Origin of the sequence: Escherichia sp. E.sYA108, assembly GCF_011754335.1 — a bacterium.
GTDB lineage: Bacteria > Pseudomonadota > Gammaproteobacteria > Enterobacterales > Enterobacteriaceae > Escherichia > Escherichia coli.
The window spans coordinates 3632953-3654186 of the sequence record NZ_JAAQVZ010000001.1 but is presented as its reverse complement, the minus strand read 5'-3'; the positions used below and the strand labels follow the sequence as shown (position 1 = coordinate 3654186).

Below are 21234 nucleotides of genomic sequence, written 5' to 3'. Positions count from 1 at the left end.
TTGGCAGCATAAAATCACCAGAAATTATGAGCCTATGTCTCCTTGTAAACTTCTGCCATTTTGTGTGGCCCTTGCGCTAACCGGTTGTTCACTGGCACCGGATTATCAGCGTCCGGCAATGCCCGTGCCGCAGCAGTTCTCACTCAGCCAGAACGGCCTGGTTAACGCAGCAGATAACTACCAGAACGCGGGCTGGCGCACCTTTTTTGTTGATAATCAGGTGAAGACGCTGATTAGCGAGGCGTTGGTGAATAACCGGGATTTGCGCATGGCGGCGCTGAAAGTGCAGGAAGCGCGGGCGCAATATCGTCTGACCGATGCCGACCGCTACCCACAGCTCAATGGCGAGGGCAGCGGCAGCTGGAGCGGCAATCTTAAAGGCGATTCAGCCACGACGCGGGAGTTCTCGACTGGCCTTAACGCCAGCTTTGATCTCGATTTTTTCGGGCGCTTAAAGAACATGAGCGAAGCCGAGCGCCAAAATTATTTAGCCACTGAGGAAGCTCAGCGCGCGGTGCATATTTTGCTGGTTTCTAATGTCGCGCAAAGCTATTTCAATCAGCAACTGGCGTATGCGCAATTGCAAATAGCCGAAGAAACGCTGCGTAATTATCAGCAGTCATATGCGTTTGTCGAAAAACAACTGTTGACCGGTAGCAGCAATGTTCTGGCGCTGGAACAGGCTCGCGGGGTGATAGAAAGTACCCGCAGCGACATCGCTAAACGTCAGGGGGAACTGGCGCAGGCAAATAATGCATTGCAACTGTTATTGGGAAGCTACGGCAAGCTGCCGCAAGCGCAGACAGTAAACAGCGACAGCCTGCAAAGCGTTAAATTACCGGCGGGCTTGCCGTCGCAAATCTTATTGCAGCGCCCTGATATTATGGAAGCTGAACACGCGTTAATGGCGGCTAATGCCAATATTGGTGCTGCGCGTGCGGCATTTTTCCCGTCTATCAGCCTGACCAGCGGAATATCAACCGCCAGCAGCGATCTGTCGTCATTATTTAACGCCAGCAGCGGGATGTGGAATTTTATTCCTAAAATTGAGATCCCCATTTTTAATGCCGGACGCAACCAGGCCAATCTGGATATCGCCGAAATTCGCCAGCAGCAGTCGGTGGTGAATTATGAACAGAAAATCCAGAACGCCTTTAAAGAAGTGGCAGATGCGCTGGCATTACGTCAAAGCCTGAACGATCAAATCAGCGCCCAGCAGCGTTATCTTGCGTCGCTGCAAATTACTTTGCAACGGGCGCGGACATTATATCAGCACGGCGCAGTCAGTTATCTGGAAGTGCTGGATGCCGAGCGTTCTTTATTTGCAACCCGACAAACTTTACTTGACCTGAATTATGCCCGTCAGGTTAACGAAATTTCTTTATATACCGCCTTAGGGGGCGGTTGGCAGCAATAATTTTTAACTCCAGGAGAGAATAAATGAAAAAAGCACTGCAAGTCGCAATGTTTAGTCTGTTTACCGTTATTGGCTTTAATGCCCAGGCTAACGAACATCATCATGAAACCATGAGCGAAGCACAACCACAGGTTATTAGCGCCACTGGCGTGGTAAAAGGTGTTGATCTGGAAAGCAAAAAAATCACCATCCATCACGATCCGATTGCTGCCGTGAACTGGCCGGAGATGACTATGCGCTTTACCATCACCCCGCAGACGAAAATGAGCGAAATTAAAACCGGCGATAAAGTAGCGTTTAATTTTGTCCAACAGGGCAACCTTTCTTTATTACAGGATATTAAAGTCAGCCAGTAACCCAGGTTTAATGAGATGAAAAAAATCGCGCTTATTATCGGCAGCATGATCGCGGGCGGTATTATTTCTGCGGCAGGTTTTACCTGGTTTGCAAAGGAGGAACCGCCCGCAGAAAAAACGTCGACCGCAGAACGTAAAGTCTTATTCTGGTACGACCCGATGTATCCCAATACGCGGTTCGATAAACCAGGGAAATCGCCGTTTATGGATATGGATCTGGTGCCGAAATATGCCGATGAAGAGAGTTCTGCGTCTGGTGTGCGCATTGACCCGACTCAGACGCAGAATCTGGGGGTGAAAACGGCGACCGTCACGCGCGGGCCGCTGACTTTTTCCCAGAGTTTCCCGGCGAATGTCAGTTACAACGAGTATCAGTATGCCATTGTGCAGGCCCGCGCCGCCGGGTTTATCGACAAGGTGTATCCGCTTACCGTGGGCGATAAAGTGCAAAAGGGCGCGCCGCTTCTCGACCTGACCATTCCCGACTGGGTGGAAGCGCAGAGTGAGTATTTACTGCTGCGCGAAACCGGCGGTACGGCGACCCAGACTGAAGGCATTCTTGAGCGACTGCGACTGGCGGGAATGCCGGAGGCTGATATTCGCCGCCTGATCGCCACGCAAAAAATCCAGACTCGCTTTACGCTCAAAGCGCCCATTGATGGCGTGATCACCGCGTTTGATCTGCGCGCGGGAATGAATATCGCCAAAGATAACGTGGTCGCGAAAATTCAGGGTATGGACCCGGTGTGGGTCACTGCTGCGATCCCGGAGTCCATCGCCTGGCTGGTGAAAGATGCCTCGCAGTTTACGCTCACCGTTCCGGCGCGACCTGATAAAACACTCACCATCCGCAAATGGACGCTGCTACCTGGCGTGGATGCTGCGACCCGCACGCTGCAACTGCGTCTGGAAGTCGACAACGCCGACGAGGCGCTAAAACCGGGCATGAACGCCTGGTTGCAACTCAATACCGCCAGCGAACCGATGCTGCTCATTCCGTCACAGGCGCTGATTGATACCGGCAACGAACAGCGGGTGATTACCGTTGATGCTGACGGGCGCTTTGTACCGAAACGCGTTGCCGTTTTCCAGGCATCGCAAGGCGTCACCGCGTTACGCTCTGGTCTGGCGGAAGGTGAAAAGGTGGTTTCCAGCGGCCTGTTCCTGATTGATTCTGAAGCCAATATTTCTGGCGCACTGGAGCGGATGCGCTCTGAAAGTGCTACCCATGCGCATTGAGGGAATAGCCAATGATTGAATGGATTATTCGTCGCTCGGTGGCGAACCGTTTTCTGGTGCTGATGGGCGCGTTGTTTCTGAGTATCTGGGGCACCTGGACTATCATTAACACGCCAGTGGATGCACTGCCGGATCTTTCCGATGTGCAGGTGATTATTAAAACCAGCTATCCCGGTCAGGCACCGCAAATCGTTGAAAATCAGGTGACTTATCCGCTAACCACCACCATGTTGTCGGTGCCTGGCGCGAAGACTGTGCGCGGTTTCTCGCAGTTTGGCGACTCTTATGTGTATGTCATTTTCGAAGATGGCACCGATCCGTACTGGGCGCGCTCGCGGGTGCTGGAGTACCTCAACCAGGTACAGGGTAAGCTGCCTGCGGGAGTCAGCGCCGAGCTGGGGCCAGATGCCACGGGTGTTGGCTGGATCTATGAATATGCACTGGTGGATCGCAGCGGTAAGCACGATCTGGCCGATTTACGCTCATTGCAGGACTGGTTTCTCAAATATGAGCTAAAAACCATCCCTGACGTTGCGGAAGTGGCGTCGGTGGGCGGTGTGGTGAAAGAGTATCAGGTGGTTATCGATCCTCAGCGCCTGGCGCAGTATGGCATCAGTCTCGCCGAAGTAAAAAGCGCGCTGGATGCTTCAAACCAGGAAGCGGGCGGTTCGTCGATCGAACTGGCGGAAGCGGAATATATGGTGCGCGCCAGCGGCTATCTGCAAACGCTCGACGACTTTAATCACATCGTTTTAAAAGCCAGTGAAAATGGCGTGCCCGTTTATCTGCGTGATGTTGCGAAGGTCCAGGTTGGCCCGGAGATGCGCCGGGGCATTGCCGAACTGAACGGCGAAGGCGAAGTGGCGGGCGGGGTGGTGATCCTGCGTTCCGGCAAAAACGCCCGTGAAGTGATCGCCGCCGTGAAGGACAAACTGGAAACGCTGAAAAGCAGTCTGCCGGAAGGCGTGGAGATAGTTACAACATACGATCGCAGTCAGCTCATTGACCGCGCCATTGACAACCTCAGCGGCAAGTTGCTGGAAGAGTTTATTGTGGTGGCGGTAGTCTGTGCGCTGTTTCTCTGGCATGTGCGCTCGGCGCTGGTGGCGATTATTTCGTTGCCGCTGGGGTTGTGTATTGCTTTTATTGTCATGCACTTTCAGGGACTGAACGCCAATATTATGTCGTTGGGTGGCATTGCGATTGCCGTCGGGGCGATGGTCGATGCCGCTATCGTCATGATCGAGAATGCGCATAAACGGCTGGAAGAGTGGCAGCACCAGCATCCTGACGCCACGCTGGATAATAAAACGCGCTGGCAGGTGATCACCGATGCATCTGTTGAAGTGGGGCCGGCGCTGTTTATCAGTCTGCTGATTATCACGCTGTCGTTTATCCCGATTTTCACCCTGGAAGGGCAGGAGGGGCGTCTGTTTGGCCCGCTGGCGTTCACCAAAACCTATGCGATGGCGGGCGCGGCGCTGCTGGCGATCGTAGTGATCCCGATCCTGATGGGCTACTGGATCCGTGGCAAAATTCCGCCAGAAAGCAGTAACCCGCTCAATCGCTTTTTGATTCGTGTTTATCATCCGCTGTTGCTGAAAGTACTGCACTGGCCGAAAACCACGCTGTTGGTGGCAGCGCTTTCGGTGCTGACGGTTCTCTGGCCGCTCAATAAAGTTGGCGGGGAATTTTTACCGCAGATCAATGAAGGCGACTTGTTGTATATGCCATCGACGCTGCCGGGGATTTCCGCAGCGGAGGCGGCGAGTATGCTGCAAAAAACCGACAAGCTGATTATGAGCGTACCTGAAGTGGCGCGGGTATTTGGCAAAACCGGGAAAGCGGAAACCGCCACCGATTCTGCTCCGCTGGAAATGGTAGAAACGACCATTCAGCTTAAGCCGCAGGATCAGTGGCGGCCTGGCATGACGATGGACAAAATCATTGAGGAACTGGATAACACCGTGCGTCTGCCGGGGCTGGCGAATCTGTGGGTGCCGCCAATTCGTAACCGTATCGATATGCTCTCGACTGGCATTAAAAGCCCTATCGGCATTAAAGTTTCCGGCACTGTGCTGGCGGATATCGACACGATGGCGGAGCAAATTGAAGAAGTGGCGCGAACGGTGCCAGGCGTGGCTTCTGCGCTTGCTGAGCGTCTGGAAGGTGGGCGCTATATCAACGTTGAGATTAACCGTGAAAAAGCCGCGCGTTACGGTATGACGGTGGCGGATGTGCAGTTGTTTGTGACTTCTGCGGTGGGCGGGGCGATGGTTGGCGAAACGGTGGAAGGGATTGCTCGTTATCCAATTAATCTGCGTTATCCGCAAAGCTGGCGCGATAGCCCGCAGGCACTGCGCCAGTTGCCGATCCTCACGCCGATGAAGCAGCAAATCACTCTGGCGGACGTGGCCGACGTTAAAGTCTCTACCGGACCGTCGATGCTGAAAACCGAGAATGCGCGCCCGACGAGCTGGATTTATATCGATGCCCGCGATCGTGACATGGTGTCGGTGGTTCACGATCTGCAAAAAGCGATAGCTGAAAAAGTGCAGTTAAAACCGGGCACCAGCGTGGCATTCTCCGGGCAGTTCGAGCTACTGGAGCGCGCCAACCATAAGCTGAAACTGATGGTGCCGATGACGCTGATGATCATCTTCGTGCTGTTGTATCTGGCGTTCCGTCGGGTGGGCGAAGCGTTGCTGATTATCAGCAGCGTACCGTTTGCGCTGGTGGGCGGCATCTGGTTGCTGTGGTGGATGGGCTTTCATCTTTCCGTGGCGACGGGCACCGGTTTTATTGCCCTTGCCGGGGTCGCCGCCGAATTTGGCGTGGTGATGCTGATGTATTTACGTCACGCCATAGAGGCCGAGCCGTCGTTGAATAATCCGCAAACATTCAGCGAGCAGAAGCTGGATGAGGCGTTATATCACGGCGCGGTACTGCGCGTGCGCCCGAAAGCGATGACGGTGGCGGTGATTATCGCTGGTCTGCTGCCGATTCTGTGGGGAACAGGAGCAGGGTCAGAGGTGATGAGCCGGATTGCCGCGCCGATGATTGGCGGCATGATCACCGCGCCTTTGCTGTCGCTGTTTATTATCCCGGCGGCGTATAAGCTGATGTGGCTGCACCGACATCGGGTACGGAAATAAAAGCAGGATACCCCGTTTAACCGTGTGGATTGTGTCTTGCGACGATGGGCACTAAATGTTAAAAGGTGCCCCTCAACAAAAAAGACACACAGGGGAAAGGCGTGAAAAACGCGTCAACCGTATCGGAAGATACTGCGTCGAATCAAGAGCCGACGCTTCATCGCGGATTACATAACCGTCATATTCAACTGATTGCGCTGGGTGGCGCAATTGGTACTGGTCTGTTTCTTGGCATTGGCCCGGCGATTCAGATGGCGGGTCCGGCTGTATTGCTGGGCTACGGCGTCGCCGGGATCATCGCTTTCCTGATTATGCGCCAGCTCGGCGAGATGGTGGTCGAAGAGCCGGTATCCGGTTCATTTGCCCACTTTGCCTATAAATACTGGGGACCGTTTGCGGGCTTCCTCTCTGGCTGGAACTACTGGGTAATGTTCGTGCTGGTGGGAATGGCAGAGCTGACCGCTGCGGGCATCTATATGCAGTACTGGTTCCCGGATGTTCCAACGTGGATTTGGGCTGCCGCCTTCTTTATTATCATCAACGCCGTTAACCTGGTGAACGTGCGCTTATATGGCGAAACCGAGTTCTGGTTTGCGCTGATTAAAGTGCTGGCGATCATCGGTATGATCGGCTTTGGCCTGCGGCTGCTGTTTTCTGGGCACGGCGGTGAGAAAGCCAGTATCAATAACCTCTGGCGCTACGGCGGTTTCTTTGCCACCGGCTGGAATGGATTGATTTTGTCGCTGGCGGTAATTATGTTCTCCTTCGGCGGTCTGGAGCTGATTGGGATTACTGCGGCTGAAGCGCGCGATCCGGAAAAAAGCATCCCTAAAGCAGTGAATCAGGTGGTGTATCGCATCCTGCTGTTTTATATCGGTTCACTGGTGGTTTTACTGGCGCTCTACCCGTGGGTGGAAGTGAAATCCAACAGTAGCCCGTTTGTGATGATTTTCCATAATCTCGACAGCAACGTGGTAGCTTCTGCGCTGAACTTCGTCATTCTGGTGGCATCGCTGTCGGTGTATAACAGCGGGGTTTACTCTAACAGCCGCATGCTGTTTGGCCTTTCTGTGCAGGGTAATGCGCCAAAGTTTTTGACTCGCGTCAGCCGTCGCGGCGTGCCGATTAACTCGCTGATGCTTTCCGGAGCGATCACTTCGCTGGTGGTGTTAATCAACTATCTGCTGCCGCAAAAAGCGTTTGGTCTGCTGATGGCGCTGGTGGTAGCAACGCTGCTGTTGAACTGGATTATGATCTGCCTGGCGCATCTGCGTTTTCGTGCAGCGATGCGTCGTCAGGGGCGTGAAACACAGTTTAAGGCGCTGCTCTATCCGTTCGGCAACTATCTTTGCATCGCCTTCCTCGGCATGATTTTGCTGCTGATGTGCACGATGGATGATATGCGCTTGTCAGCGATTCTGCTGCCGGTGTGGATTGTGTTCCTGTTTGTGGCGTTTAAAACATTGCGTAGGAAAGTGAATTAAGCTGATGTGAGGCTGATTTGCCCGATGCGCAAGCTTATCGGGCCTACAATTTGTAACGATTCTGTAGGTCGGATAAGGCGTTCACGCCGCATCCGACAAAATGATGTCAACCATCCGAAACCGCTCTCATCCATTCGATGAGAGCGGTTTTTTTAATTACTGCTTAAATGCACCCGCCAGAGAGCGAATATCATTGCCGGTTGGCGACTGATGAAGTCGCAGACCAAACTCTTCGACAATCGCAAATATGTGATCGAATATATCAGCCTGAATGCTTTCATATTCCAGCCACACCACGGTGTTGGTAAACGCATAGATCTCAAGCGGTAAACCGTTATCACCAGGAGCCAGTTGGCGTACCATTAAGGTCATATCTTTGCGAATCCGCGGATGATTCCGCAGATATTCGTTCAGATAGGCACGAAAGGTTCCAATATTGGTCATTCGGCGCAGGTTTAATACCGACTCCGTAGAACCTTGCTGGCGATTCCACTCATTAATTTCCTGATGGCGGCTGGTTAAATAAGGCTTTAACAAATGCGCTTTATTCAGACGTTGCATTTCGTCTTCATCAAGAAAACGAATACTGGTGACATCAATACTGATACTGCGCTTAATACGTCGCCCGCCAGATGCTGACATCCCGCTCCAGTTTTTAAAGGAGTCAGAAACCAGAGACCAGGTGGGAATAGTGGTAATGGTATTGTCCCAGTTACGTACTTTGACGGTGGTTAACCCAATATCGATCACCGCGCCATCCGCGCCGTATTTCGGCATCTCCAGCCAGTCGCCCAGTTTCAGCATATCGTTCGCGGAAAGCTGAATACCTGCCACCAGACCAAGAATCGGATCTTTAAATACCAACATCAGCACGGCAGCCATTGCACCAAGACCGCTGATCAGAATCGCTGGCGACTGACCAATCAGCAGCGAGATCATCAAAATGCCGACCAGAATCGCGCCGATCAGTTTAATCCCCTGAAAAATCCCTTTCAGCGGTAACTGAGATGCCGCCGGGAATTTCTGCGCCAGATTCAAAATCACATCCAGCAACGAGAAGACTGAAAGCAGCGCATACATCATGATCCACAACTGCGCGCAGGTAGTCAGAATATCTGCCGCTTCGGTGCCTTTTTGTAGCCAGAATACCGCCTGAATATTGACGATAATCCCCTGCAAGGTAAAAGCTAAACGGTGGAAGAGTTTATTCTGGGTAATGATTTGCAACCAAAGCCGTGAACTGGCGATGGCGCGTTTTTCGAAGGTCCGCAGTACCACCCAGTGCAAAAAAATATGCACCACGACGGCGGTCAGAAAAATAATACCGAAAATCATCACCATCGAGGTGGTGTGATCAATCTCAATACCCGCTAAATCTTCAACCTGGGATATTAAATCCTGCATAACGTCTCCTTTATACAACAGCAGCCTATGATGACGGCTGAAACAGGGTTATGCAAATCAGGAGAATCTGAGGGGAAATAGCCGGGCAGATGCCCGGCAAGGGAGAATTACACTTCGGTTAAGGTAATGTTCTGCGGCAGACGAGATTTCGGCAGCGTAGCGTTAAAATCTTCAACGCTGTGATGACCCACCGGAACAACCACCAGACTGGTGTAGCCTTTCTCTTTCAGACCAAATTCTTCATCGAGGATGGCGGCGTCAAAACCTTCGATGGGCACCGCGTCCAGACCCAGCGCCGCCACGCCCAGCAGGAAGTTACCGACGTTGAGATAAACCTGTTTTGCCATCCACTCTGCATCATCATGCAGATCTTTACGGTGCATATCGGCGAAGAACTTGCGACCTTTATCGTTCGCGGCTTTCGCTTCCGGCGTGGCAAAGCGGCCATCGGCATCTTCCTGGTCAACAACCAGCTTCAGCCAGGCATCGTCCATCGCGGTTTTTGCACAGAACACCACGACGTGCGAGGCATCAAGCATTTTACGCTCGTTGAACACGTAATTATCGGCAGCGGATTTGGCAACACGCGCTTTACCTTCTTCCGTGCTGGCAACAATAAAATGCCACGGCTGGGAGTTGGTGCTGGATGGGCTGTATTGCAGTAGAGTTTTGATCTGCTCGGCCTGTTCCGGGGTAAGTTTTTTGCTGGCATCAAATGCCTTAGTGGAATGACGCTTTAAGGCGACAGAAATGATATCCATAAAGACTCCATGTGAAAGTAATTTTGCGTGCCAGCAGATTACAAGGATCGAGATGAAATGGTAAGCGAGAAAAATGCGCTATTGATTTACGGTTGAGTCAGGACGCAGTCGTTTTTGATCGCGTTTAGCCAGACCATCAACCACCAGATTCCACGAATCGTTGATCAGATCGCGAAGTAACGCTTCGGAGATTTCCTCGCCGGGATACACTGAAATCCAGTGCTTTTTATTCATGTGATACCCAGGCTTGATGCTTGGGTATATTTGCTGATTTAGCAGGGATTTTTGTGGATCGGACTTCAGATTGATAAAGGGGACGCCGCGCAGCTCCGACGACAGCATAAAAATCTTGCCGCCAATTTTAAAAACATCGAACTCCGGGCCAAAAGGCCAGCAAAGCTCGACAAAGGGTAACTCAAGAGCCAGGCGTTTCGCCGTTTCGTGCAGTGATTGCTTATCCATAAATGTTCCTTTAGGCGAAGGAGAATAAGCAAAGTATGCCGCGAAGTTCGGCGATAATCGACGTTTAATCCGCCAGCGAGAACCAGCGTCGCCAGATAAAGCGTAGAACAAAATACTCAATAGCGCCCAGCACTAAAAACCACAGACAAAACAATAAAGTGTAAAGCTGGCTAAGATCCATCAGATGGAACGTGGTCACCAGTTTTTGTGCCAGCGTTAGCCCCAGTGCGGGGGCGGGCAGCAGCAGGCAAGAGAGGAAAGCCATCAGCAAAATGCCTGCTGCGGTGGTCAAGGTTTCTAAAGGGTGTTTCATAACATTGTTAAATGTAAGTTAAAACACCATTGTCAGGGATATTCTTCTGTAAGGCAATTCCCGACTTATTCTCCGGCCCAGATCTCACAATGCTTTTTCACCAGCCCAATTAGCGAGCCACCATCGGCGACGAAATCACGCATTAGCTGCGCTTCATTCAGACCACTGACGACCTGACGGTGCAGTGCTTCAATTGCGCTCGATGCGCCAATTTTATGTGCAGAAGGGGTGATTTTTTCCAGTAAACGCAAGGTGGCTTCCGTTAGTGACCGACGATCGCCAGTATGCGGATCGGTAATGACGCCTTCCAGCCCATAGCGACAGGCCTGGAAACGGTTGAATTTATACAGCAGGTAATCTTTCTCCTGATGTTTAAACGGGCGTTCCGTCAGTAACCAGTGGGCGGTGGCCTGAATTAATCCCGCCATATTTACCGCGTGGCTAAGGGTTAACGGGGTATCCATCACCCGAACTTCCACCGTACCAAAATGGGGGCTGGGGCGAATATCCCAGTGCAGATCTTTAATGCTGTCGATCATCGTGGTGTAACTCAGGCAGCGAAACAGGGCTTCAAATTGTTGCCAGTTACTGACCCACGGCATCGGGCCATTATCAGGAAAGGCGGAAAAAATATTCGGTCGTGAGGAGGCAAAACGCGTATCCGTTCCTTGCATATATGGCGACGCGGCGGAAAGGGCGATAAAGTGCGGCACAAACCGTGACAAGCCGTGCAGCAAATAAATGGCGTCATCGCCACTGGCGCAGCCAACATGGACATGCTGACCAAAAACGGTCGCCTGCTGGATGAGATAGCCAAAGTTTTGCAGCGTTCGTTGATAGCGTTCGTTATCGCACACCTCCTGACGCTGCCATTTCTGAAACGGATGCGTGCCACCGCCGCAAATTTCCAGATGATGATCTGCGGCTGCCTGCAATACGACTTTCTGCATCGCTGAAAATTGCCCGGCAGCCTGGTTGATATCACGGCAAACATCCGTCGCCAGCTCCAGCATACTTTCGGTGATATCGTGCTTTACCTCTCCGGCCGTGATCTTATTTTTAACCGCGTCAATCAGCATTGAAGAGTCCTGGCTTAAGTCATAGCCCGGCGGATTAACCACCTGCATTTCCAGTTCAATACCGAGGGTAAAAGGTTCAGAAACATGAAAATCGGGTAATGGCATAGGTTTCTCTTATGTTGGCGTTTTCTATTCAGTATAGAAGTCGGAGCGGCTGGGCGAGATGCGGAAGTTCTGGAATGTTTCTTTTTTGGGTATGGTGAACTGATTGCTACTGAAGCAATTTGGCTACTTTTGCAATGTGCCAAGTTATGGCAGAGCTGGCTGGCTGCGAAGAATTTTGACGATTGCGGCATGCAGAAAAATACGGGTTCAGCTTCAGTTGATCAAATGAGGAGAGAGAAGTCCGAAACAGGACTTACTGTATAAATAAACAGCTATTTTGCTGAAGAAGGGTAAGATAACGGCGGGTGCCTGAAGCTTTCCGGTTTCAGGTTTACTCTGAGGTCTGGAAGGATGAAGCCCCAGGACGATATTTCTATCAACCCTGGGGCTACCTACCCAAACCTGAACAATTTGGATGGTAGTCCCTTCTTCGCATGGAGGCAATATAAACATGCTGACAAAATATGCCCTTGTGGCAGTCATAGTGCTGTGTTTAACGGTGCTGGGATTTACGCTTCTGGTCGGAGACTCGCTGTGTGAGTTTACCGTAAAGGAACGTAATATTGAGTTTAAGGCTGTTCTCGCTTACGAACCGAAGAAGTAGCCGTTGTGCGGGGAGCAATCCCCGCATATCCGGTTGTCAGGTCAGGGTGGTAAGGCACCTGCTTTACACTTTCGCCCGCGGTCAGTGATGGCTGCGGGCGAATCGTACCAGATGTTGTCAATTAATCGTGTTGGCACAGCGTTATGACTATTTTTTCTTTTATCTGCCAGTGCACAGCAAACATCTCATTCTCACGATGAATTATGACCTGTTGTTTATTCCGGCTAATTATCTGATAGTCCAGAAAATCTGCATCAGTTTGGATTTCACTTGCCTTAAATGCGCTCTCTTTGGCGGAAAATGCCAGTGTCAGCGCCAGAGGAAAGGCTAAACCGCAGTCTGCAAGTCGCTTGTGTTCCGCTGGTGTAATAATGTTGTCTGTCAATTCTCTTGCGGTTTGTGCAGAGAAAATCTCTTCAATATCAATGCCAATCGGTTGACGGGAAACCACGGCTAATGCCGTAGTCCCACAGTGACTAATGCTGCCGTATACCCCCGCAGGCCACACAGGTTGGCGTAGCTCGCCGATTGCAGGCACACATTTATAGCCATATTCCCGCAGCGCATAAATTGCAGCGATCCGCCCGGCTAAATGCTCTGTTTTACGTTTACGTCCAGCGTGTTGAAGTTGTGCGTAGTGCGGCAGCCAGAGTAAATCCTGCTCGCGAAAACTCGCCGGATCAAACTCAACAAAATGCAGCGTATGTCCTGCAAAGGGGAGGGAGGTATGCGTAGTTTTCATGTCAACCATATTAGAGAATGATGACAAACGCAAAACTGCCTGATGCGCTACGCTTATCAGGCCTACGTGGTCCTGCAATATATTGAATTGGCAAGATTTTTGTAGGCCGGATAAGGCGTTCACGCCGCATCCGGCATGAACTACGCGCACTTTGTCAACAATCTGACGTTAGCTTCAGAAGTGAGTATTAATGCTCATATACCACGTACGTCCCGGCTCGTTATAGGTATACGCACCGGCACCGGCGATATAGTTGGCCCCTGCCAGATCGCCCGTGGTCTGGGCATTACCCGCACGCCACAAACGTTTGTCGAACAGGTTGTCCACGCCGCCGGTCAGACTGACATTCTTCGTCACATCCCAGGTCGCGCTCAGGCCAACAATGCTGTACGGACTGATTTCTTTGGTTTCCGGTCCAACCGCTGGCTGACCTTTATAGTTGTACTTCTTCGGCTGCTGTTTGCCGTACCAGGTGAAGGTCGTTTGCATCGACAAATCTTCCCGTGCCTGCCAGCTCAGCGTTGAGTTCAACGTATACTCCGGGATGATCGACAAACGGTCGCCCGTGGTTTTGTTTTCACTCTTCAGCATATAAGTGATGTTATTGGTCCACATCACCGTTTCGCTAACCGGTACGTTTAACGATCCTTCCAGACCTTCAACCACCGCTTTCGGTACGTTATCCCACTGATAGAGATCGGTGCCGACTGCGTTTTGCCCTACAGCCACATAGCCCGCTTCAATCTTATTGCGATAATCGTTACGGAACCAGGTCACGCCCGCCAGCCAACCGTCGCGTTTGAACTCCAGACCAATCTCCTTGTTGATGCTGGTTTCTGCTTTCAGGTCATCATTACCTTGCAGATAGCAGCCGCCCGCGCTGGCATAGCAGCCCTGACCTTTACTGTAGAGAATGTAGTTTGGGTTAGTCTGGTACAGGCTCGGCGCTTTATAGGCGCGGGCGATGCCCATTTTCAGCGTGAAGTCATCGCCTAAACCTTGCGATATGTTCAGCGCCGGGCTCCAGTTATTGCCGACAATACTGTGATGATCGAAACGCAGCCCCGGCGTTACGATGGTGCTGTCAGTCAGCTCCATATTGTTTTCGGCAAACAGCGAGAAAATTTCTGCTTTTGAATACGGGCTACGGTCGGTGGCACTCACACCATCAATAGCACCGCCGGTATTCGTCCCGGTCAGCGCCTGGGTGTTGGAACTTAAGTCCTTCATCCGTTGCTGATTCCACTCTGTACCCAGCGTCAGCGTTTGGTTTACGAGGAAATCAATCGGCAGGTTAACTTCGCTGTGCAGCATCACGTCATCAAGATCGATATCTACAAAATCCTGTGCCGCTTTTTCGTTAAATTTCCCTTCGGTACCGCCCGCCAGACCTTCCGGAATACGCGAGTTACGGGTGTGTTCGTACTGCACCCAGTTGCTGGTGGTCACGCCGTTATCCCAGCCACCGTTCCAGGTCAGCGAGTAGTTCTGGCGATACAGGCGGTTGGTTTCATCGCCATATTTCGATCGAGTGTAAGCGTCAGAGTTGGTGTTCTGCGTATCACCCGCATACAGGTTACCCTGGCGGCTGTAGCCCGCTTCCAGTTCGAGTGACTGCAGAGGCGCGAAGTCCCAGCGCACCACGCCATTAATATCTTTGTTGATCACCCCTTCGCGCCCGGCTGGTAACGTCGTGGCATACGTTCCGGCACGCGCGGACTGATGGCCCTGGTTGATATCCCACGCGTCAGCCTGGGTTTTGTCGAGGTTGCCATACAAGCGGAAGCTGAATTCGTCGCCCAGCGGACCGGTCAGGCTGAAGTTGGTGCGTTTGGTGGCACCTTCCTCTTTATGTTCTGGCGCATTGAAATAAGCATCCCAGGAGCCGTGCCACTCACCGCTGCCTTTTTTGGTAATGATGTTAACCACGCCGCCCGCCGCGCCGTTGCCATAACGCGCAGCTGCCGGACCACGCAGAACTTCAATACGTTCAATCATTTCAGGCGGCACCCAGGAGGTATCACCACGGGTATCGCGCTCGCCACGCCAGCCCTGACGCACAGAGTTACGGCTGCTTACCGGCTTGCCGTCAATCAAAATCAGCGTGTTTTCCGGACCCATGCCGCGAATATCAATCTGGCGGTTATTACCACGCTGACCACTGGTGGAGTTACCGGTCAGGTTAACGCCAGGCATGGTACGAATGATCTCCGATACATCGCGGGCAACCGGGTTTTTGCGGATTTCATCTGCGGTAATGGTCGAAACGCCAGGCGCCTGCAAGTTCTGCTCGGCGGCGGTAACGACAATGGTATCGTCATGTGAAACAGGAGTATCGGTCGGCTCTTGTGCCTGTGCTACCCCATAAATCCCCAGATTGACCAACAAGGCCAGGGAATGAATCTTCTTGTTCATTGTTTTATTCCTGCATTTTTGCCACGAATTGCAACTGTCGGGCATGGTCGCCATCAACACGACGCATCCCGCTACCGCGAAAACCTTTGATCCTGAAAGACACGCAGTGCAGCTGATTAATTAATGTCCGCGCTTCCCACGGCGCGCCATTACGCTATTGCAAATGCAAATAGTTATCAATAATATTATCAATATATTTCTGCAATCAATAAAAAATTGCACAGTAAACATGGGGTTATGGTGTGACGGCGTTAAAAGTAGGAAGTGAGAGCTGGTGGCAGTCGAAACATGGCCCGGAATGGCAACGTCTGAATGACGAAATGTTTGAGGTCACTTTCTGGTGGCGTGATCCCCAGGGTTCTGAAGAATACTCGACGATAAAGCGCGTATGGGTCTATATCACTGGCGTGACCGATCACCATCAGAACAGCCAGCCCCGGTCGATGCAGCGAATTGCAGGAACCGATGTTTGGCAGTGGACGACACAACTCAATGCCAACTGGCGCGGCAGCTACTGCTTTATTCCTACTGAACGCGATGACATTTTTTCTGCACCATCCCCCGATCGCCTCGAATTACGCGAAGGCTGGCGAAAACTATTACCCCAGGCGATAGCCGATCCGCTGAATCCACAAAGCTGGAAAGGCGGGCGAGGGCACGCTGTTTCTGCACTCGAAATGCCGCAAGCGCCTCTGCAACCGGGATGGGATTGTCCGCAAGCGCCAGAAACGCCTGCCAAAGAAATTATCTGGAAAAGTGAACGGTTGAAAAATTCACGCCGTGTATGGATTTTTACCACCGGCGATGCAACAGCAGAAGAACGCCCGCTGGCAGTTTTGCTTGATGGCGAATTTTGGGCGCAGAGTATGCCCGTCTGGCCTGCGCTGACTTCGCTGACCCATCGTCGGCAACTTCCGCCCGCCGTGTATGTGTTGATCGACGCTATCGACACCACGCACCGCGCCCACGAACTGCCGTGTAATGCGGATTTCTGGCTGGCAGTACAGCAAGAGTTATTACCCCAGGTGAAAGCTATTGCCCCTTTTAGCGATCGCGCCGATCGCACCGTGGTCGCCGGACAGAGTTTTGGTGGGCTTTCCGCGCTGTATGCCGGACTGCACTGGCCTGAACGCTTTGGCTGTGTATTAAGCCAGTCAGGTTCGTACTGGTGGCCGCATCGGGGCGGGCACCAAGAGGGCATGTTACTTGAACAGCTAAATACTGGTGAAGTTAGCGCCGAAGGTCTGCGCATTGTGCTGGAAGCGGGTGTTCGCGAGCCGATGATCATGCAGGCCAATCAGGCGCTGTATGCGCAATTACACCCCCTAAAAGAATCCATTTTCTGGCGTCAGGTTGACGGCGGACATGATGCGCTTTGTTGGCGCGGTGGCTTGATGCAGGGGCTAATCGACCTCTGGCAACCACTTTTCCATGACAGGAGTTGAATATGGCATTCAGTAATCCCTTCGATGATCCACAGGGAGCGTTTTACATTTTGCGCAATGCGCAGGGGCAATTCAGTCTGTGGCCGCAACAATGCGCCTTACCGGCAGGCTGGGACGTTGTGTGTCAGCCGCAGTCACAGGCGTCCTGCCAGCAGTGGCTGGAAGCCCACTGGCGTACTCTGACACCGGCGAATTTCACCCAGTTGCAGGAGGCACAATGAGCCAGCATTTACCTTTGGTCGCCGCACAGCCCGGCATCTGGATGGCAGAAAAACTGTCGGATTTACCCTCCGCCTGGAGCGTGGCGCATTACGTTGAGTTAACCGGAGAGGTTGATGCGCCACTACTGGCCCGCGCGGTGGTTGCCGGACTAGCGCAAGCAGATACGTTGCGGATGCGTTTTACGGAAGATAACGGCGAAGTCTGGCAGTGGGTCGATGATGCGCAGACGTTCGAACTGCCAGAAATTATCGACCTGCGAACCAACATTGATCCGCACGGTACTGCGCGGGCATTAATGCAGGCGGATTTGCAACAAGATCTGCGCGTCGATAGTGGTAAACCACTGGTCTTTCATCAACTGATACAGGTGGCGGATAACCGCTGGTACTGGTATCAGCGTTATCACCATTTGCTGGTCGATGGCTTCAGTTTCCCGGCCATTACACGCCAGATCGCCAACATTTACTGCGCATTGCTGCGTGGCGAACCAACGCCTGCTTCGCCGTTTACGCCTTTCGCTGATGTAGTGGAAGAGTATCAGCAGTACCGCGAAAGTGAAGCCTGGCAGCGTGATGCGGCATTCTGGGCGGAACAGCGTCGTCAACTACCACCGCCCGCGTCACTTTCTCCGGCACCTTTACCGGGGCGCAGCGCTTCGGCAGATATTTTGCGCCTGAAACTGGAATTTACCAACGGGGAATTCCGCCAGCTGGCTACGCAACTTTCAGGTGTGCAGCGTACCGATTTAGCACTTGCGTTGGCAGCCTTGTGGCTGGGGCGATTGTGCAACCGCATGGACTACGCTGCCGGATTTATCTTTATGCGTCGACTGGGCTCGGCGGCGCTGACGGCTACCGGACCCGTGCTCAACGTTTTGCCATTGGGTATTCACATTGCGGCGCAAGAAACGCTGCCGCAACTGGCAACCCGACTGGCAGCTCAACTGAAAAAAATGCGTCGCCATCAACGTTACGATGCCGAACAAATTGTCCGTGACAGCGGGCGAGCGGCAGGAGAGGAACCGCTGTTCGGTCCGGTACTCAATATCAAGGTATTTGATTACCAACTGGATATTCCTGGTGTTCAGGCGCAAACCCATACCCTGGCAACCGGTCCGGTTAATGACCTTGAACTGGCCCTGTTCCCGGATGAACACGGTGATTTGAGTATTGAAATCCTCGCCAATAAACAGCGTTACGATGAGCCAACGTTAATTCAACACGCTGAACGCCTGAAAATGCTGATTGCGCAGTTCGCTGCGAATCCGTCGCTGTTGTGCGGCGATGTCGATATTATGCTGCCAGGTGAGTATGCGCAGCTGGCGCAGATCAACGCCACTCAGGTTGAGATTCCAGAAACCACGCTGAGCGCGCTGGTGGCAGAACAAGCGGCAAAAACACCGGATGCTCCGGCGCTGGCAGATGCGCGTTACCAGTTCAGCTATCGGGAAATGCGCGAGCAGGTGGTGGCGCTGGCGAATCTGCTGCGTGAGCGCGGCGTTAAACCGGGCGACAGCGTGGCGGTGGCTCTACCGCGCTCGGTCTTTTTGACCCTGGCGCTACATGCGATAGTTGAAGCTGGTGCGGCCTGGTTACCGTTGGATACCGGCTATCCGGACGATCGCCTGAAAATGATGCTGGAAGATGCGCGTCCGTCGCTGTTAATCACCACCGACGATCAACTGCCGCGCTTTAGCGATATCCCCAATTTAACCAGCCTTTGCTATAACGCCCCGCTTACACCGCAGGGCAGTGCGCCGCTGCAGCTTTCACAACCGCACCACACGGCTTATATCATCTTCACCTCAGGTTCCACCGGCAGACCAAAAGGGGTAATGGTCGGTCAGCAGGCTATCGTTAACCGCCTGCTATGGATGCAAAACCATTACCCGCTTACAGGCGAAGATGTTGTTGCCCAAAAAACGCCGTGCAGTTTTGATGTCTCGGTGTGGGAGTTTTTCTGGCCGTTTATTGCCGGGGCGAAACTGGTGATGGCTGAACCGGAAGCGCACCGCGACCCGCTCGCTATGCAGCATTTTTTTGCTGATTATGGCGTAACGACCACGCACTTTGTGCCGTCGATGCTGGCGGCATTTGTTGCATCGCTGACGCCGCAAACCGCTCGCCAGAGTTGCGCGACGTTGAAACAGGTTTTCTGTAGTGGTGAAGCCTTACCGGCTGATTTATGCCGCGAATGGCAACAGTTAACCGGCGCGCCGTTGCATAATCTATATGGCCCGACGGAAGCGGCGGTAGATGTCAGTTGGTATCCGGCTTTTGGCGAGGAACTGGCAGAGGTGCGCGGCAGCAGTGTGCCGATCGGTTATCCGGTGTGGAATACGGGCCTGCGCATTCTCGATGCGATGATGCATCCGGTGCCGCCGGGTGTGGCGGGAGATCTCTATCTCACCGGTATTCAACTGGCGCAGGGGTATCTTGGACGACCCGATCTGACCGCCAGCCGCTTTATTGCCGATCCTTTTGCCCCAGGTGAACGGATGTACCGTACCGGCGATGTGGCCCGCTGGCTGGATAACGGCGCGGTGGAGTACCTCGGGCGCAGTGACGATCAGCTAAAAATTCGCGGGCAGCGTATCGAACTGGGCGAAATTGATCGCGTGATGCAGGCGCTGCCGGATGTCGAACAAGCCGTTACCCACGCCTGTGTGATTAACCAGGCGGCAGCCACTGGTGGTGATGCGCGTCAGTTGGTGGGCTATCTGGTGTCGCAATCAGGTCTGCCGTTGGATACCAGCGCATTACAGGCGCAGCTTCGAGAAACATTGCCACCACATATGGTACCGGTGGTTCTGCTGCAACTTCCACAGTTACCACTTAGCGCCAACGGCAAGCTGGATCGCAAAGCCTTACCGTTGCCTGAACTGAAGGCACAAACGCCGGGGCGTGTGCCGAAAGCGGGCAGTGAAACGATTATCGCCGCGGCATTCTCGTCGTTGCTGGGTTGTGACGTGCAGGATGCCGATGCTGATTTCTTTGCGCTTGGCGGTCATTCGCTACTGGCAATGAAACTGGCAGCGCAGTTAAGTCGACAGTTTGCTCGTCAGGTGACGCCGGGGCAGGTGATGGTCGCGTCAACTGTCGCCAAACTGGCAACGATTATTGATGGTGAAGAAGACAGCACCCAGCGCATGGGATTCGAAACCATTCTGCCGTTGCGTGAAGGTAATGGCCCGACGCTGTTTTGTTTCCATCCGGCATCCGGTTTTGCCTGGCAGTTCAGCGTGCTCTCGCGTTATCTCGATCCACAATGGTCGATTATCGGCATTCAGTCGCCGCGCCCTCATGGCCCCATGCAGACGGCGGCAAACCTGGATGAAGTCTGCGAAGCGCATCTGGCAACCTTACTTGAACAACAACCGCACGGCCCATATTACCTGCTGGGTTATTCACTTGGCGGTACGCTGGCGCAGGGCATTGCGGCGCGACTGCGTGCCCGTGGCGAACAGGTGGCATTTCTTGGCTTGCTGGATACCTGGCCGCCAGAAACGCAAAACTGGCAGGAAAAAGAAGCCAATGGTCTGGATCCGGAAGTGCTGGCGGAGATTAACCGCGAGCGCGAAGCCTTCCTGGCGGCACAGCAGGGAAGTACCTCAACGGAGTTGTTTACCACCATTGAAGGCAACTACGCTGATGCTGTGCGCCTGCTGACGACAGCTCATAGCGTACCGTTTGATGGTAAAGCGACGCTATTTGTTGCCGAACGCACGCTTCAGGAAGGTATGACTCCTGAACAGGCCTGGGCACCGTGGATTGCTGAGCTGGATATCTATCGTCAGGATTGTGCGCATGTGGATATTATTTCCCCGGAGTATTTTAAAGAAATAGGACCACTAATAAATACACAAATTAATAACTAACCGTACGTTAGTAAAGAACTTGCCATAACCTCATGTAAAACCATAATCCGACTAAATGATTATGGTTTTTTTATTCTTAAAATTTATTTATTTTTCTGAGAGCAGCGTCATTGCTGGGGTTGCTAAGTTTGTTATTCATTTTGAGAATAATAAT

The 21234-nt window shown here is 52.7% G+C and carries 17 protein-coding genes; 9 read left to right on the top strand and 8 right to left on the bottom strand.

Features of this window, described 5'->3' with window-relative positions; genetic code table 11:
• Nucleotides 1-34: 34 nt before the first annotated feature.
• The 5 genes from cusC (at nt 35) to pheP (ending at nt 7651) form a co-directional block, all read left to right on the top strand.
• Nucleotides 35-1417, top strand: coding sequence for a Cu(+)/Ag(+) efflux RND transporter outer membrane channel CusC (cusC, locus tag HBM92_RS17600; RefSeq protein WP_000074211.1), 1383 nt, complete (start codon nt 35-37; stop codon nt 1415-1417).
• Nucleotides 1418-1440: 23 nt separating this feature from the next.
• Nucleotides 1441-1773 carry a Cu(+)/Ag(+) efflux RND transporter periplasmic metallochaperone CusF gene (cusF, locus tag HBM92_RS17595; protein ID WP_000709873.1) on the top strand — a complete coding sequence of 111 codons (333 nt, stop codon included), beginning with the start codon at nt 1441-1443 and terminating at the stop codon, nt 1771-1773.
• Between the two features lie 15 nt (nt 1774-1788).
• The gene (cusB, locus tag HBM92_RS17590) at nt 1789-3012 is read left to right on the top strand and encodes a Cu(+)/Ag(+) efflux RND transporter periplasmic adaptor subunit CusB (protein WP_000717136.1); all 1224 of its coding nucleotides are present in this window, start codon (nt 1789-1791) and stop codon (nt 3010-3012) included.
• An 11-nt stretch (nt 3013-3023) separates the two neighbouring features.
• Complete coding sequence (gene cusA, locus HBM92_RS17585; RefSeq protein ID WP_000573983.1) at nt 3024-6167, top strand: Cu(+)/Ag(+) efflux RND transporter permease subunit CusA; 3144 nt, start codon at nt 3024-3026, stop codon at nt 6165-6167.
• A gap of 101 nt (nt 6168-6268) precedes the next feature.
• Nucleotides 6269-7651 (top strand): phenylalanine transporter, encoded by a 1383-nt coding sequence (gene pheP / locus HBM92_RS17580; protein ID WP_001443193.1) that lies wholly within the window; start codon nt 6269-6271, stop codon nt 7649-7651.
• A 156-nt stretch (nt 7652-7807) separates the two neighbouring features.
• On the opposite strand, the gene ybdG is transcribed toward pheP, so the two are convergent.
• The 6 genes from ybdG to HBM92_RS25710 all read right to left on the bottom strand — a co-directional run bounded on the left by ybdG (nt 7808) and on the right by HBM92_RS25710 (nt 12258).
• Nucleotides 7808-9055, bottom strand: a complete 1248-nt coding sequence (gene ybdG / locus HBM92_RS17575; protein ID WP_001153132.1) for a mechanosensitive ion channel YbdG — start codon at nt 9053-9055, stop codon at nt 7808-7810.
• Nucleotides 9056-9162: 107 nt separating this feature from the next.
• Complete coding sequence (gene nfsB, locus HBM92_RS17570; protein ID WP_000351450.1) at nt 9163-9816, bottom strand: oxygen-insensitive NAD(P)H nitroreductase; 654 nt, start codon at nt 9814-9816, stop codon at nt 9163-9165.
• Nucleotides 9817-9894: 78 nt separating this feature from the next.
• On the bottom strand, nt 9895-10278 hold the full coding sequence (locus HBM92_RS17565) for an MmcQ/YjbR family DNA-binding protein (RefSeq protein WP_000360948.1): 384 nt from the start codon (nt 10276-10278) through the stop codon (nt 9895-9897).
• A 64-nt stretch (nt 10279-10342) separates the two neighbouring features.
• Entirely contained in the window at nt 10343-10591 is a 249-nt protein-coding gene (locus tag HBM92_RS17560) for a DUF1158 domain-containing protein (RefSeq protein ID WP_000682524.1), read from the bottom strand.
• Between the two features lie 65 nt (nt 10592-10656).
• The gene (locus HBM92_RS17555) at nt 10657-11775 is read right to left on the bottom strand and encodes a YbdK family carboxylate-amine ligase (RefSeq protein ID WP_001130647.1); all 1119 of its coding nucleotides are present in this window, start codon (nt 11773-11775) and stop codon (nt 10657-10659) included.
• Between the two features lie 213 nt (nt 11776-11988).
• Nucleotides 11989-12258, bottom strand: a complete 270-nt coding sequence (locus HBM92_RS25710) for a hypothetical protein (RefSeq protein WP_001332745.1) — start codon at nt 12256-12258, stop codon at nt 11989-11991.
• Between HBM92_RS25710 and hokE the strand changes: the two genes are divergently transcribed.
• On the top strand, nt 12227-12379 hold the full coding sequence (gene hokE / locus HBM92_RS17550) for a type I toxin-antitoxin system toxin HokE (RefSeq protein ID WP_000956465.1): 153 nt from the start codon (nt 12227-12229) through the stop codon (nt 12377-12379). The genes HBM92_RS25710 and hokE overlap by 32 nt on opposite strands.
• Before the next feature lie 121 nt (nt 12380-12500).
• On the opposite strand, the gene entD is transcribed toward hokE, so the two are convergent.
• Nucleotides 12501-13121, bottom strand: coding sequence for an enterobactin synthase subunit EntD (entD, locus tag HBM92_RS17545; RefSeq protein WP_001375021.1), 621 nt, complete (start codon nt 13119-13121; stop codon nt 12501-12503).
• A gap of 174 nt (nt 13122-13295) precedes the next feature.
• Nucleotides 13296-15536, bottom strand: a complete 2241-nt coding sequence (gene fepA, locus HBM92_RS17540) for a siderophore enterobactin receptor FepA (protein ID WP_001034892.1) — start codon at nt 15534-15536, stop codon at nt 13296-13298.
• A gap of 242 nt (nt 15537-15778) precedes the next feature.
• Here fepA and fes point away from each other — a divergent pair, with 242 nt between their 5' ends.
• From fes to entF, 3 genes are read left to right on the top strand one after another with little or no spacing between them, the layout of a single operon-like run.
• Nucleotides 15779-16981 (top strand): enterochelin esterase, encoded by a 1203-nt coding sequence (fes, locus tag HBM92_RS17535; RefSeq protein WP_000125846.1) that lies wholly within the window; start codon nt 15779-15781, stop codon nt 16979-16981.
• 2 nt (nt 16982-16983) lie between these two features.
• Nucleotides 16984-17202 carry an enterobactin biosynthesis protein YbdZ gene (gene ybdZ / locus HBM92_RS17530; RefSeq protein ID WP_000885787.1) on the top strand — a complete coding sequence of 73 codons (219 nt, stop codon included), beginning with the start codon at nt 16984-16986 and terminating at the stop codon, nt 17200-17202.
• Nucleotides 17199-21080, top strand: coding sequence for an enterobactin non-ribosomal peptide synthetase EntF (gene entF / locus HBM92_RS17525; RefSeq protein ID WP_000077767.1), 3882 nt, complete (start codon nt 17199-17201; stop codon nt 21078-21080). The genes ybdZ and entF overlap by 4 nt, the downstream gene beginning before the upstream one ends.
• Nucleotides 21081-21234 lie beyond the last annotated feature (154 nt).